The sequence below is a fragment of the Amycolatopsis sp. VC5-11 genome (assembly GCF_037034185.1).
Taxonomy (GTDB): domain Bacteria; phylum Actinomycetota; class Actinomycetes; order Mycobacteriales; family Pseudonocardiaceae; genus Amycolatopsis; species Amycolatopsis nivea.
In genome coordinates this window covers 122093-136843 of record NZ_JBAGKF010000018.1, presented here as the reverse complement: position 1 = coordinate 136843, position 14751 = coordinate 122093, and the positions used below count along the sequence as shown (strand labels likewise).

11 protein-coding genes and 1 other RNA gene are annotated in these 14751 nt (G+C 70.4%); 2 read left to right on the top strand and 10 right to left on the bottom strand.

All coding sequences use genetic code 11. The features are described 5' to 3' along the window. Window positions 1-2 precede the first annotated feature (2 nt). The 6 genes from WA670_RS36835 to rnpB form a co-directional block, all read right to left on the bottom strand. Window positions 3-2081, bottom strand: a complete 2079-nt coding sequence (locus WA670_RS36835) for a magnesium transporter (RefSeq protein ID WP_336160876.1) — start codon at window positions 2079-2081, stop codon at window positions 3-5. Window positions 2082-2127: 46 nt separating this feature from the next. Next, window positions 2128-5085, bottom strand: coding sequence for an ATP-binding protein (locus WA670_RS36830; RefSeq protein WP_336160874.1), 2958 nt, complete (start codon window positions 5083-5085; stop codon window positions 2128-2130). Between the two features lie 3 nt (window positions 5086-5088). Beyond that, a complete protein-coding gene (locus WA670_RS36825) occupies window positions 5089-5577 on the bottom strand; it encodes a hypothetical protein (protein WP_037815755.1) in 489 nt (162 codons plus the stop codon). Window positions 5578-5589: 12 nt separating this feature from the next. Next, complete coding sequence (locus WA670_RS36820; protein ID WP_037815757.1) at window positions 5590-5856, bottom strand: hypothetical protein; 267 nt, start codon at window positions 5854-5856, stop codon at window positions 5590-5592. Window positions 5857-6326: 470 nt separating this feature from the next. Continuing rightward, window positions 6327-7184, bottom strand: a complete 858-nt coding sequence (locus WA670_RS36815) for an SCO6745 family protein (protein WP_336160871.1) — start codon at window positions 7182-7184, stop codon at window positions 6327-6329. Window positions 7185-7206: 22 nt separating this feature from the next. Beyond that, window positions 7207-7599, bottom strand: an RNA gene (gene rnpB / locus WA670_RS36810) — RNase P RNA component class A. A 109-nt stretch (window positions 7600-7708) separates the two neighbouring features. Here rnpB and sfnG point away from each other — a divergent pair. Then, window positions 7709-8830, top strand: coding sequence for a dimethylsulfone monooxygenase SfnG (sfnG, locus tag WA670_RS36805; protein ID WP_336160869.1), 1122 nt, complete (start codon window positions 7709-7711; stop codon window positions 8828-8830). A gap of 77 nt (window positions 8831-8907) precedes the next feature. After that, entirely contained in the window at window positions 8908-10086 is a 1179-nt protein-coding gene (locus tag WA670_RS36800) for an SLC13 family permease (RefSeq protein WP_336160914.1), read from the top strand. Here the strand turns inward: WA670_RS36800 and WA670_RS36795 are convergent. From WA670_RS36795 to WA670_RS36780, 4 genes are all read right to left on the bottom strand, one after another. Further along, window positions 10083-11828 carry a hypothetical protein gene (locus tag WA670_RS36795; protein WP_037815766.1) on the bottom strand — a complete coding sequence of 582 codons (1746 nt, stop codon included), beginning with the start codon at window positions 11826-11828 and terminating at the stop codon, window positions 10083-10085. The genes WA670_RS36800 and WA670_RS36795 overlap by 4 nt on opposite strands. 182 nt (window positions 11829-12010) lie before the next feature. After that, window positions 12011-13153, bottom strand: a complete 1143-nt coding sequence (locus tag WA670_RS36790) for a bifunctional RNase H/acid phosphatase (protein ID WP_336160867.1) — start codon at window positions 13151-13153, stop codon at window positions 12011-12013. Next, window positions 13150-13887 (bottom strand): zinc ribbon domain-containing protein, encoded by a 738-nt coding sequence (locus tag WA670_RS36785; RefSeq protein ID WP_037815771.1) that lies wholly within the window; start codon window positions 13885-13887, stop codon window positions 13150-13152. Before WA670_RS36785 ends, WA670_RS36790 begins: the two co-directional genes overlap by 4 nt. 17 nt (window positions 13888-13904) lie before the next feature. After that, window positions 13905-14723, bottom strand: coding sequence for a Nif3-like dinuclear metal center hexameric protein (locus WA670_RS36780; protein ID WP_336160864.1), 819 nt, complete (start codon window positions 14721-14723; stop codon window positions 13905-13907). Window positions 14724-14751 lie beyond the last annotated feature (28 nt).

Below are 14751 nucleotides of genomic sequence, written 5' to 3'. Positions count from 1 at the left end.
GGTCACCGCCCCATGACCTGGTCGGTGTCGCGGACCTCGATGCCGCGCGACGGGCGGTACAGCACGAACACCGGTTTCCCGGCCACGACCTCGGGATCCACCCGGCGCGGCTGGGCCCGGATGCCCTGCGTCGGCACGGTGAAGCCCGGCTGGTCCGGTGCCGGAGCCGAGTAGCCGCGATCCGGCGCGCTCATCCGCGACGGGACGACCACCGGTTCCGGTTCGTCGCTCCACCGCCGGTCGGCGACCGGGGACGTGTCGACCTGGCGGCTTTCCTTGACCGGCCACCGCGCGCCCGCCATCACGTAGTCGCCGGGTGCACCGGCGACCGGGTGGTACTGGCCGAACGCCGGCGCACCGCCTCCGCCGCCCGAGGGCAACGCGCCCGCGGCGGACTGCGCGGGACCGACCGCACCCGGCCATGGAGCACCGGACCAGGCCGCGGCGGGACGGGCCGCCCGGGAGCCGTTGTCGAGCCGCTGCGAGCTGGCGAAAACCGCCGCCTCGGGCCGGTACCGGCCGCCGCCGACGGTCGCGCCGATCGGGCCGCGCTGCTCGCCGTCCACGACGTCGTCGGTGTCGCGGACGTTCTGCCAGAACTGGTCCTGCGGCGTCGGCTCGTTCTTCCGGCGGAACCGGGAGAACAGCCCGCCGCCCGGCGACGGCACCGCGCCGCCGACCATGCTGACCGACATCTCGACCATCTGCCACAGCCGCCGCACCGGGCGACCGACGAGGAACAGCAGCACCGTGATGAGCCCGGCGAGGACCATCTTGGTGAGCAGGTTGAGCCCGTCGCCCGCGGCGAAGATCGCCTGCAGCAGCAGCGCGTGCACGCCGGCCAGCACCGACAGCACGACCAGGTTGAACGCGATGCCGCCGGCGACCTTGAGCACGCGGCGCAGGATCTCCGGGTTCAGCAGCGCGACCAGGCCGATCAGCGGCGCGGTGAGCGCGAACAGGCGGATCAGCACCTGCGCGAGCAGCACGGACGCCTTGGCCAGCAGCTGGAAGAGCGAGTAGACGAGGCTCTGGCCCAGCGCGAGGAACCCGGCGCCGGTGCGGCCGCCCGCCTCGCCGGTGAAGTAGCCGGTGGCGGGGCCGAGTTTGGTGGAGATGTCCTTGAAGGCGGCCTTCTTGGCGTCGACGACGTTCTGCTTGCCGTCGTCGCCGTTCACCAGCTGGTCGCGGGTGAACGCCTGCGCGTCCAGCAGCGGCCTGCCGTATTGCTGGGCCTGCGGAGCGGTGGGCGAGCCGAACTCGCCGCGCAGCCAGTTGTCGTAGACGACCTGGTTGTGCAGGTCCGTGGGCAGGATGTCGCGCACGATCCGGTCCTGCGACGAATCGACGAATCCCGCCTGGATGTTGGTGGTGGTCTGGACGATCGCTTTGTCGATCGGATCGAAATATCGCAGCATCGCCAGCGAGGACGCCGCCAGCCAGACCCCGGCCATCGCGTAGAGCGCCCGCTTGCTGACCCCGGCGAGGTCACCGCGCCAGATGTTGCGGAACAACATGATCGACATAATCAGCGCGACCAGGCCGAACAGCTGCGTGTAGATGTTGTTGTAGACCTTTTCCGCACCCGATTTGACCGCGTTGTAGATCGGGTTCAGCAGCCCGCCCTCGAGGACGGTGTAGTGCAGCGAGTTCGTGGCGCCGACGATGTTCTTGCCGACGTTGAACAGCTGGTTCCCGGCCCAGGTGTCGATGGTCGAACTGGGGGAAGCGATGGCGGAAAGCGCGGTGCAGTTGGTCTGGTAGGTGTTCCAGACCATGCCCGCGTAGCTGTAGTCGATGTAGGCGCTTTGCGGCTCGCCGTGTCCCTCCGGCGGATCGAGCGCGCCGACCATGCCCGCCCCCGGACGCTCCGGGTTCGGTGATTCCCCGCAAGCCGCCGCGTTGGCCGACGGGGCGAACAGCACCGTCTGCAGCCCGATCACCGCCACCACCGCCAGCAGTGACGCGCGCCTGCTGGGGCGGCGGCCGCCCGGCTTGGGGCCTTCCTTGACGCGTTTGCGGAGCGCGTGCCAGCCGGCGGCGAACGCGAGGACGAACGCCAGCGTGAAGACGGTGTTCACGCAGGCCTCCTCACGGCCGGCGCGGGCCGGCCCGGATCACCGGGGGTCATGCGGCATCCCTGCCGGTTCCGCCGCCCTTGCCGCCGGCGCGGGCGTGCCGGTCCTCCTGCCGTCCGTTGCGCACTGCACCCTCCACCTCGCCGGTCTCGGACGCGAGCGGGTCCGGCGAGCCCAGCAGCTGCTCGTCGGCGAGACCGACCTCGAGTTCCGCTTGGAGTTCGAAGTCGTGTTCCAGCTCGTCGTCCTCCGGTGGGGCGGGGACGTACGGCTTGGCCTCGTCCTCGTGGGGTACCACGAGTTCGCTGCCGGGTTTGCTGCGCGCGTCGGGCGAGCCCGGGGTGGTGTCCATGACCGCGCGCAACGGGTCGAGATGCGGGCCGGAGAAGTCGACGCGGATGCGCTCCACGCCGCCTGCCCCGTCGCCGAAGATGAACTGCCGGGGCTCCATGTCGCGTTCGAGCCCGCGCTGGGCTCCGGGGCGGCGGCCGAGCGCGGCGACGACCTGCTCGTAACCCACGCCGACCGGCACCTTCAGCAGGCGCAGCGCGTCGGCTTGGGCATCGTCGTCGTCGAGCCTGCCGACGAACACCGAGTCCAGCAGCGCCACGAAACCCTGGATCTTCAGGAAGTCCGCCGGGATCTGCGACGACAGCAGCACCCGGACGTTCCACTTCCGCGAGTCGCGCGCGAACCGGTTCATCAGCACGCGCCCGGTCGGCACCTCGGACAGGAAGAACGCCTCGTCGATCCAGACGCCCTTGCGCAGTTCCTTCGGCTTCTCGTACACCGACCGCTGGGTCAGCCACGCCGCGAGGTTCAGCATTTCCACGCCGAGCGATTCGGCGTCGGTCCAGTACTCGCGCGGCACGCCGTCCTTCGGCAGGGTCAGCCCCGCCATGGTCAGCACGGTCATCCGGTCGTCGCGGGTCTCGGCGTACGGGTCCGCGTCGGTTTCCGGGATCAGCAGCGCCATCCGCTCGCGCATTTCGTCCAGGAAGTCCGCGACCACGACCGCGTGCTCGTGGTGCTCGCTCGAATCCCGCCGCAGCGCGTCGATGACCTGGCCCGGGTCGGCGTCGAACCGGCCGCCGACCGCGCGGACCGCGCGCAGCAGCACGATCCGGGTCTGCGCCATCCGCGACACCTCGTACGGCAGCACGCCGGTGAGCACGTCGAGCACGAGCCGCCGCCGGGTCGCCCCGGCCAGCGCCTTTTCGCGCCGCCACGAGCGTTCCGGGTCCTCCTCGTCCATGAAGTGCTCGATCAGCGGATCGGCGACCACCCGGTACGGGTTGAGAATGCCCGGCTGGGCGTTGAGCAGGTTGATCGGCCGCGCGTACGGGCGGATCTCCGGCAGGTCGCACAGCCGCGACAGCGGGCCGGACGGGTCGAGGATCGTCCAGTGCGCCCCGGCCCGCAGCGTCTTGTAGACGATGCCGCCGCCGAGGAACGACTTGCCGCCGCCCAGGCCGGCGACCATCGCGGTGAGGCCCGATCCGTCGCGGATTTCCTGTGCCATCCACGGGTCCCAGGCCACCGGCCGCCGCGTCGCGGTGACCGTTTCGCCGAGCAGGATGCCGCGCCGGTCGCCGACCTCCGCGGTCGCGGTGGGCACCGCCGAAGCCGTCCACACCACCGAACCGCGGCGCATGTACGCACCGGAAGCGAGCGGCTCGCCCGGGATGAACTCCCGGGCCATCGCGTACTGCGCTTCCGGGTGTTCGATGGCGATCTTCGGCTTGTACAGATCGAGCAGCTGCTGGGCCAGCCGCAGCGCGTCGCGCTCGGTCGGACCGGACACCGCGAGGCGCCACCACGACCGCACGCGCGTGGCCAGCGCGGTGAAGCCCGACGTCATCTCGTCGTCGATCTCCAGCACCCGGCCCGCTTGCCGGGCCAGCGACTGCGGCGGCTCCAGCTCGTGCTCGTCGGTGTAGTGCTTGACCTGCGAGCGGACCTTGTTCATCTGCCGCTGCAGTTCGCCGGACACCTCTTCCGGCCGCCGCACGTAGATCCGCGCGGACACCTCGACCGCCGCGGGCAGCCGGTCCGCGTGCTGGATCCACGGGTCGTCGACCTCGGGGATCTGCAGCCCGTGCATCTGTCCGACGGTGAGCACCGCGAGATGCCGCGACACGCCGGCGTTGGACCCGGTACGGCCGCGCACGGTGACCGTGGGCGCGTACGGGTCGGCGTGGAAATCAGCCGCGTCGGTGAAGCTGGCGAGGTCTTCGGGCTCCCACGCCGCGCCCGGCACCGCGGGCATGTTCCGCGGCGCGGGCAGGCCGAGCGAGCACGAGCGGTGCATCAGCCAGGACATCTCCTCGGCGTGCACCGGACGGCCTTCCAGCCCGGCGCTGCCGATGACCTGGTCGAGGTGCTCGATCTCGGAGTCGAGCGCGGCCAGTTCGGCGTCGACCGCCTCCGGAAGGATCCGGCGCAGCACCGGCGCGGCGCGTTCGACCGCGCGGTCCACCATGCGCCGGGTCTGCACCTGAACGCCGAGGTAGACCTCTTTTTCCGCCATCGAGCGGCCCATCAGCTGCTGCTGCTCGCCGATCAGGTAGTCGTCGAACGACAGCGCGCCCGGCACGTCGTTCGGCCTGCCGACCGCGTTGTGCACGTGCGCCTCGGCCCACATCCGGATCGGGTACGGCCGGTTCGTGACGCGCAGGTGCAGCCAGCGGCCCTGCAGTTCGGCGTACTGGCCCGCGATGGCCGCGATCAGGTCGCGGCGCTGCGAATCGGAACGGAACGACCAGCGCTGCGGCGCGAGCCGGTACCAGGCGTACACCTCGTACCCGGTGCGCAGCAGATGCCCGTCGATGCTGCGCGCGGCGATCGACGGCGTGTACGCCGGTATCGCCTGCTCACCGGGCAGCCTGCGGCCCTTGCCGCCGGACTTGCTGCCGCCGGACGGCGGACGGCCCTGCGGGGGCGTGTTCCACGCACCGGCAGGGACGTCTTGCTCCCGCTTCCCTCGGCTTCCGCCGCGACCGAACAACGACTACCTCCCGGCCCGAGCCGCGGGGCGGCTCCGGCGCGCTCGTGGTGCTCCCTGTTTCCCGGCACTCGTGCCGGCACCGCGACGCGGGTCGCGGTGCTGGTATTGCCGCCTTCTCTTGTGCTTCGGCAGCGGGCGCTCCGCCCGCACCCGGACCCGGCTGGCGCTCACCGCGCCGCCCGCGCCCGAGGTCCGTTCTCTCGGCGCGCGCAGTTCCTGGCCCATCATCGCGATCACCGCGCCCAGCGGGCGTTCGTGGCTGATCTTGGCGGTGATCAGCCTGGTGATCACGATCGTGGCCACGAACGCCCACGCCGTGGAGAAAAACCCGAAACTCCAGCCGACCCACCGCTCCACGGTGAGCACGACCAGGAAGACCGGAATGCCGACGAGCCATGCCACGTAGCGGGCTCGCCAGGGAAAAGTCGCCTTCGGCGGGCCGAGCCAGACGGCATCGACCCGGTACACCTCGTCATCGGTCCTGATCCGCACGCCTGCTCCGCCTCAGCCGGTGAACAGGCCGGCGATCCACTGGCCCACGTTCACGCCCGCGCCGCTGACCGCGAGTCCGATGATCGCGAGCGCGATGACCACGCCGGCGAGCCGCCGCATGACCCCCGCGTTGTCGCCCTTGCCGCCGCCCAGCCACAGCAGCAGCAGCGCCACCGCGAGGAGCACGAGCGGGATGATGTTGTCGAGCAGCCAGGTCCGGACGTTGCCGGTGCTGAGCCCTTCGGCCACAAACGTCTCGAGGGCGGTCATGCTGGTCATCGCGATACTCCCGGTGCACGGCGGGCGCCGCGCTGTTCTGGCTTCGGCGAAGCTACGAACACCATCATGGCGTTACAAGGGGTAATGGTCAAAGCGCGCTGCGTAGATGTCGACTTGTGGTCAATGGGCGGGTATTGCGGTCCGATGGTCAGGATTCCTCGCCCTCCATCATCGTGGCAAGGGTGCTCCGGAATAACCCAAGCCACCCGGATTGCGCAGTCTTCCGGCGGTGCGGCTCCGCGAAACGTGCGGCGCTCACTCTCGGTGCGCCCCGGACCGGCGTGTCGGGCAGGCACCAGTGTGGCATGCCCCGATCGGCGTTCCGCCGCGAGTCCGGTGAGTGACAACCGGATTGGAAAACAATCTGGAATTGATCACTCTCCGATGCGATAACGGTCACCATCGCGTCCGATGTGCGCATTTGTTCACTACAAAGCGTGATCCCGGGCAGTTCCGGACCGTCTCGCGGATCAGGGCCGGAACGCCGCGCTCGGGATCGCGCCCGCTTCGATCACCCGGCGGCTGAGCGGAGCGCACAGCTGCTCCAGCCGGGCCGTCTTCTCCTCGCCGAGGTGCTGCCACGGGCCCCGCTCCGCCGCGTTCGTCGCCGTCTCGACGCGTTCGCGCAGCTCGAATCCGCGTTCGGTGAGCGCGCCGCCGGCGTCGAGGATTCCGTCGGCGGTCAGCCGGGCCGCGGCCGCGTCCCACTCCTCGTCGCTCCAGCCGCGGGTGCGCTTGGCGGTGTCCGGCGGGGTGCCGTTCGTGGTCGCGCTGTGCGTGACCAGCGCTTCGAGGCCGGGCAGGCCATTCGTGGTCAGCGCCGCGACGTGCCCGTCTCCGCGGTGCTCGCGCAGCAAGGTGACCGCGTGCCAGAGGGCGAGGTGCGGTTGTTCGGGCCAATCCAGGTCCGCGTGCGCGGCGTAGAGCGGACGGCCTTCGGGACGGCAGCCCTCGGTGGCTTCCCGGGCAAGCTCGGCAGCTTCGGCGACCTCGGCGGACGCGAGCGTCTCGTCGCCGAACAGCCGGCGGTAGATGTCGTCGACGGCGGCGAGCCGGGCTTCCAGCACGGCCTCGGGGGCGGCGATCGTCCAGACGCGCGGGACGAAGTGGGCGATCAGGCTGGGGCTGAAGCTGTAGAAGGTGGCGGTGACCGTGCCCGGCCCGACCGCGCCCATCGCCGCGGCGCGGCTGGCGAAATAGGTCATCGACCCCGGTTTGAGCCCGGCGGCGGCGAGCCGCTCCTGGGTCTCTGGCGCGAAGTAGACGGGAGCGTGCAGAGCGTCGAAGGTGGTCCGGAAGGCGACAGCGGCGGCGACGGCTTGACCCATGCGCCCGATCGTAGCGATCGGGCGGACGAGCTGGCATGTAAGCCGGATCCTGTTCCCGGGCCGCCTCGCGGCGGACCGGGCGACGGTCATCCATCTCGGCCTGCCGTCGCCGGCAGGCTCCAGCGGCCTACCCGCAGGCATCGGGCGGGCCGCCCTCGATCGCCTGCGCAGGAGCGAACTCCCTCTTGGCCTTGCTCCGGGTGGGGTTTACCGAGCCATCCCGGTCACCCGGGATGCTGGTGGTCTCTTACACCACCGTTTCACCCTTACCCCCGTCGTGAGACGGGGGCGGTCTGTTTTCTGTGGCACTGTCCCGCGGGTCGCCCCGGGTTGCCGTTAGCAACCACCCTGCCCTGCGGAGTCCGGACTTTCCTCGGACCGGGAGAACCCGGGCCGCGACCGTCCTGCCAGCTCGTCCGCCGAAACAGCGTACCCGGGAGGCCGCGCGGCCCCGGGCACCGGCTGGCACATTCCACCGCGTGGACGCGCTTGGCCCGGTGCCCGGCCGCTGTTTCACTCCCGGCATGACCGCACCCGAACCCCTGAAATTCGCTTACTGGGTCCCGAATGTGAGCGGCGGCCTGGTCACCAGCGACATCGAACAGCGCACCGACTGGGGCTACGAGTACAACCGCGAACTGGCCGTGCTCGCCGAGAACAACGGCTTCGAATACGCGCTCACCCAGGTCCGCTACACCGCCAGCTACGGTGCCGCCTACCAGCACGAATCCACCGGTTTCAGCCTCGCGCTACTGCTCGCGACGCAGCGGCTGAAGGTCATCGCGGCCGTCCATCCCGGACTGTGGCAGCCCGGCGTGCTCGCGAAGTTCATCGCGAGCGCGGACGTCATCTCCGGCGGCCGGGCCGCGGTGAACGTGGTCAGCGGCTGGTTCAAAGACGAGTTCACCGGTCTCGGGCAGCCGTGGCTCGAACACGACGAGCGCTACCGCCGCTCGGAGGAGTTCATCCGCGTGCTCAAGGAATTGTGGACCGACGACCACGCCGAGTTCGGCGGCGACTTCTACCGGATCCACGATTTCGACATCAAACCCAAACCGGTCGCCGGGCCGGGTCGGCCGCATCCGGAGGTCTTCCAGGGCGGCAACTCCACCGCGGCGCGCAAGCTGGCCGATCGCGTCTCGGACTGGTATTTCAGCAATGGCAAGGATTTCGCCGGGTTCAGCGAGCAGGTCGACGAGGTGCGCGAGTACGCCGCGGAGAACGACCACGCGGTGCGGTTCGGGCTCAACGGGTTCGTGATCGCCCGCGAAACCGAAGCAGAGGCGCGCGAGGTGCTGCGGGAGATCGTGGCGAAGGCGAACGTGCCTGCCGTCGAAGGATTCCGCTCGGCGGTCAAACAGGCCGGGAAGTCCACTTCGGACACCAAGGGCATGTGGGCGGATTCGAAGTTCGCCGACCTGGTGCAGTACAACGACGGATTCCGGACCGGCTTGATCGGAACGCCGGAACAGATCGCGGACCGGGCGATCGAGTACAAAAAGCGCGGCGCGAACCTGTTGCTGCTCGGTTTCCTGCACTATCTGGAGGACGTCGAGCACTTCGGCCGGGAGGTGCTGCCGGTGATCCGGGAGAAGGAGCGGGTGCTGGACCGCGGCGCGGGAGTGCCGGAACCGGCGGGGATCTGAGGATTCGCGGCGGCTAGCGTTCGGGGGTGAACGGTCCCCTGTCCCTGCTGCTTCTGGCCGGAACGCTCTGGTTCGCCATGGCGCGTCCGCGCGGCCTGCCGGAAGCTGTCTTCGCGGTCCCCGCCGCCGGTGTCGTCCTCGCGCTCGGCCTGACCTCGCCGCACGAAGCGGGCGAACGGGTCGTCCAGATGCTGCCGACGATGGGCTTTCTCGCAGCGATCCTGCTGGTCAGCCACCTCGCCGCGGCGGAAGGCGTCTTCACCTGGCTCGGCGCCGAACTAGCCGAAATCTGCCGCGGCCGACAACCTCGCCTTCTGCTGCTCACCTTCGCCGCGGCAGCGATCGTCACCGCCGTGCTCAGCCTTGACGCCACCGTCGTCCTGCTGACCCCGGTCGTCCTCGCCACTGCGGCCGAACTGAAACTCACCGCGCGGCCGCATGTCTACGCGTGCGCGCACCTGGCCAACTCGGCGTCCACGCTGTTCCCTGTCTCGAACCTGACGAACCTGCTCGCCTTCACCGCTTCCGGTCTCACCTTCGCCGGATTTACCGCGCTGATGGCGTTGCCCTGGCTGGCCACGCTCGCCGTCGAGTTGGCTGCGTTCGCCTGGTTCTTCCGCAAGGACCTCCGCGAACCGGCCAGCACCCGGCAACCCGAACATCGGGAAGCGCCGGTCTTCACCCTGGTCGTGCTGGCGGTCATGCTGGTCGGCTTCGCTACTGGACAGCTGGTACACGTCGAGCCGGTCTGGATCGCCGCGCTGACCGCGCTCGTCCTGGCCGCGAAAGCGTTGGCGGAGCGGAAGATCCGGCCTTGGCAGGTGGTCGCCGAAGCGTCTCCGCTGCTGGTGCTCTTCGTGCTCGCCCTCGCGGTGGTGGTGGAAGCGGTTGACGAACACGTCCTCGGCGGCCTGCTGCGTACTCTGATGCCGACGACCGCCGGGCTGCCCGAGCTCCTGCTCGCCGCGGGTGTCGCGGCCTTGCTGGCGAACGTCGTCAACAACCTGCCCGCGACGCTGATCCTGCTGTCCGTGCTCGGCCCGCACCCGAATCAGGGCGTACTGCTCGCCGTGCTGCTGGGCGTGAACATCGGCCCGAACGCGACGTACCTCGGTTCGCTGGCGACGCTGCTGTGGCGACGGGTGGTGGTCCGGCACGGGGAGCATCCGCCGGTGGGGGAGTTCCTGAAGCTCGGCGCACTCACGACGCCGCTGTCATTGGCAGCGGCGACGTGCGCATTATGGCTGGCCCTCTAGCCCCGAGGCGGGATCGTGCTCCCCCGCGACAACGTCGGGCCGCAGTCCTCGAGGCCGTTGCCGAACCGCTGCGCCTCGACGGACATCATCGTCACCTGTGCGTAGTGCTGAACCGCCGCGAGCTTCGCCGGGTCGGTTACCGCGTCCTTGCGGACGAAGTCGCCCTGGCGCTTGCCCGGGCCGGGGTACACGAGGATCGGGACGTAGTCGCGGTCGATGCGCGGGTCGATGCTGATCTCGTTGCCGTCCGCCCACGGGCCCCACGAGTGGATGAAGGTCGGCTTGACCGTGTCGAACACGTAGTCGCGCAGGCCGGCGATGTCTTCCTTGTGCGTGAGGTCCGCGATCGGGGCGTTCACGAGTCCGGCCATGTCGACCAGTTCGAGCCGGCTGGTCATCGACGAGCCGCCGAGGTCCGGCAGCAGCAGCGACGCGTGCTGGAGGCCGAGCATGTCCGCGTACGTGTTGAAGCCGCGGCCGAAGCGGTCGGCGATCAGGCACGCGGGCACGGTCGGGCTTTTGACGAATTCCTCGTCGTGGTGCACGAAGCCGATCGCCGACGGGACCGCCGCGGCTACCAGCACGAGGGCGGCGACCGCCTTCAGCGGCACCTTCGGCAGGGAACGCAGCAGCTCGGCGAAGGCCATGACGCCGCACAACGCGCCAAGCACCCACACCGGCGTCGCGAAGCGGTACTGGGCCATCCAGTCCGGGACCATCACGCCGTACGCGATCACGCCGAGCACGAGCGGCGTGACCAGCCCGATCAGCGGACGCCGCCACGGAGCCTTGAGCAGCGCCCACACGACCACGGCGACCAGCACGAGCGTCAGCGCGATGCCCGCGTACTCCACCAGCTGGTGCGGCCGGATGATCGAGGCGAACGTCGGCAGGCCCTGCTTCTTGGCGACCGACGGGTTGGCCAGCAGCCGGTGGAATTCCGTGTAGCGCCAGACGACGTAGCCGCCGAACAGCACAGCGAACGCCGCGATGGACACCAGCGCGGACCGGAAGCTGGGCCAGAATCCTTCGCGCTTCACGCCGAACAGCAGGACGATCGGGTACGCGCTGGCGTAGATCAGGCCTTCCGGCCGGGTCAGCGCGGCCGCGGCGACGAGCACGCCGGCGACGATCGCGACCTTGAACGACAGCGAGTTTTCCTTGCGCAGCGCGGTGAACAGCAGCGCGGCCAGCGCGGTGGTGAAGAACGCGAACAGCGAGTTCTCGAGGCCGGAGACCACCCAGATCACGAACGACGGGATCGCCGCCAGCGCGAGACCGGTGGCCAGCGTGATCGCCCACGCGTGCCTGCGGAACACCTGGCGGGCCACCAGGTGGCACAGCACCAGGATGCCCGCGGCGAAGAACAGGCCGAGCAGCTTGGGGAACAGCACGTAGTCCGGGATGCCGAACAGCAGGCCCTTGTCGAACAGGCCGACGACCTTGCCCAGCGCCAGCAGGATCATCCAGGTCGGGTCGGAGAAGCCCTCCACCGGCGGCGCGCCCGGGGCCAGCACCGGGCCGAGGCCTTCGGCGACGCTGCGCGAGTAGGAGAACGTGATGGCCGCGTCGTCGACGATCCAGTGCCCGTAGCGGGTGGCGTGCCAGGCGACCGCGGCCACGCCGGCCAGCACCGCCAGCGTCGACGCCAGCCAGCTGAGCTTGAACCGCGCGGGCGGGTCGGTCGTCTTCTCCCCCGGCAGGTCGGGCTCGGATACTGCGGTGAGTGCGCTAGCCGTCATGTCCTCGTCACTGTTTCCACTTGCGGATGCTGCCGAAGAAACGCACGAGCCTGCGCCCCCCTTGAAGTCCCGGCCGGGACCTGCGCCGCGGCGCCGCGGTCGACACCGCACTCTAGCCAATACCTCATCCGGGGCGTTTCACACGTCATCCCCGACCGTGACCTGCCTCACATTTGTCCGGTTCAGGACAGATGCGAGATGTCGTTCACCAACCGGACCGAGGCGTTGCCGTCCGGGTAGAACTCGACGATCGACAGCGACGCCAGGTCGAGGTGCAGCCGGAACAGCAGCGACGGCCCGGCGTCGAGCCCCATCCGCAGCAGGGTCTTGATCGGCGTCACGTGGCTGACCACGAGCACCGTGCGCCCGTCGTACTGCTCGACCAGGTCGCGGCGTGCCTTGCCGACCCGCTCGTGGACCGCGTCGAAGCTCTCGCCGCCGGGCGGCGGGCAGGAGGAATCGCTCAGCCAGCAGCGGTGCAGTTCCGGGTCCCGCTGGGCGGCCTCGCCGAAGGTGAGGCCCTCCCATTCGCCGAAGTCGGTCTCGATGAGCCCGGGGTGGGTTTCGACCCGGCCGCCGAGCGCGTCGGCGACGGCCTGCGCGGTCTGCTTGGTGCGGATCAGCGGCGACGAAACGATCGGTGCCGGTTCGCCGTCCTCGCCGATCAGACCGGGCATCGCGGCCAGCCGTTTGGCGGCCGCGGCGGCCTGGCCCCGGCCGTGCTCGGTGAGCGGGACGTCGCCGCGCCCGGAGTAGCGGCGGTCGACCGACATCTCGGTCTGGCCGTGGCGCAGCAGGAGCAGTTTGGTGGGCGTGCCGAGGGCCCCGGTCCAGCCCGCCGGGGACACCCGGTCCGGTTCGGTGACCTTCGCCCGGGACCGCGTCTCGGCGACCGGGGCGGGCGAGGTCGCGCCGGACCCGGCGCTGTCCATGGCGACGTTCGCGAGCCGGTCCGCGTGCGAGTTCTCCGCGCGCGGGATCCAGGTGTAGCCGACCCGCTCGAAACCCGCCGCGATCTCGCGCGCCTGCGCGGCGAGCGGCTGCAGCGCGGCGTGCTTGATCTTCCAGCGCCCGGACATCTGCTCGACCACGAGCTTCGAATCCATCCGGACGTCCACAATGGACACTCCGAGTTCGGCGGCCGCGGCCAGCCCGGCGACGAGCCCGGAGTACTCCGCGACGTTGTTCGTCGCGATGCCGAGGTATTCGTGGCGTTCGGCGAGCACCTCGCCGGTCGCCGCGTCCTTCACGACCGCGCCGTAGCCCGCCGGGCCCGGGTTGCCCCGGGACCCGCCGTCGGCCTCGACGATCGCCCGTTCGGTCACAGCCCCGACTCCAGCGTGCGGACCAGGATCGCGCCGCAGTTGTCGCACTGCACGACGCTGTCCTCGGCCGCGGCCTTGATCTCGGAGATGGTGTTGCGGTCGAGTTCGAGCTGGCAGGCGCCGCACCGGCGGGCCCGCAGCAGCGCCGCGCCGATGCCCTTGTGGTCGTAGACGCGGGTGTACAGCTTGAGCAGCGGCTCCGGGAACCGCGGCAGCAGCTTCGCGCGGTCCTCCTTGCGCCGGGCCTCGGTGGTGTCGAGGTCCTTGAACGCCTCGTCGCGGCGGGCCGCGGCGGCCTCGACCGCCTGCGTCGCCTTGTCGACCTCGGCGCTCGTGCGCTGCGCGTCCAGGCCCAGCGCCTCGCGCTGCTCCATCAGCTCCAGCAGGTCGTCCTCGAGCGCGCCCTTGCGGCGGCCGAGCGTCTGCAGTTCGTGCTCGATGTCGGTCATCTGCTTGGCCCCGACCGAACCGGATTCCATCAGCTTGCGGTCGCGGTCCTCGCGCGCCCGGACCGATTCGACCTCTTTCTCCTGCCGGGCGATCTCCCGGTCGAGGTCGGACGTCGCGGTCTCGACGGACACCAGCGCGTCGCGTTTCTCCCGGACGGTCTTCTCCCCGGCCTCGATCTCGGCGAGCTCGGGCAGAGTGCGGCGGCGGTGCGCGACGCGCGAAAGCTCGGCGTCCACCTTCGCGAGTTCGAGCAGCTGACGCTGGACGGCGGGGTCGGCCTTCACTGTGCTCCCTGATTTAGTTACTGGGCGGTAGCGCGGATGGTCCACGGGTCGGTGCACCGCGTGGAGACGTGAGCTTCGACGGTACCCGCAAAGGCCGCGCCGACAAGGGCCGAGGCCTGTCCGCACCACGGCCACTCGCTGGCCCAGTGCGTCAAGCCGACCAGCGCGGGCACGGTTCCGGCGGACGCGAGGTGTTCGCCGGCGGGATGGTGGCGCAAATCCGCGGTCACGTACGCGTCGACGCCCTCGGCCGTCGCCTTCGCCAAATACGAGTCGCCTGCGCCGCCGGACACCGCGACCGTGCGAATCAGCCGGTCTGCGTCTCCGGCGCCGAGCACGCCGGGCACGGTGGCCGGCAACGCGTCCGCGACCCGCTGGACGAACTGCGCGAACGGCTCCGCGGCGGGCAGGTGCCCGATGCGGCCGATCCCGGTGGCGCCGCCGGGTTCGTGCGGGTCGAGCGGCCGGTCGACCTCGAGACCGATGGCTTGCGCGAGCGCGTCGGACACGCCGGGGTCGGCCGAATCGGCGTTGGTGTGCGCGCAGTAGAGCGCGATACCGCCGCGGATCATGCGGTGCACGAGCGAGCCCTTGGCGGTGTCGGCGGGGACGCCGTGCACGCCGCGCAACAGCAGCGGATGGTGCGCGACGATCAACTGCGCGCCGATCTCCTCGGCCTCGGCAAGCGTCTCCTCGACCGGGTCGACGCAGAAGAGCACGCGGCGGACGTCCTCGGCCGGGTCTCCGCAGACGAGCCCGACAGCGTCCCAGCTTTCCGCCAGCCGGGGCGGGTAACTGCGTTCGAGGACGGCGATGATCTCGGCTAATGCAGGCACCCGGGGATCCTCGCACGGTCGCTCTGGA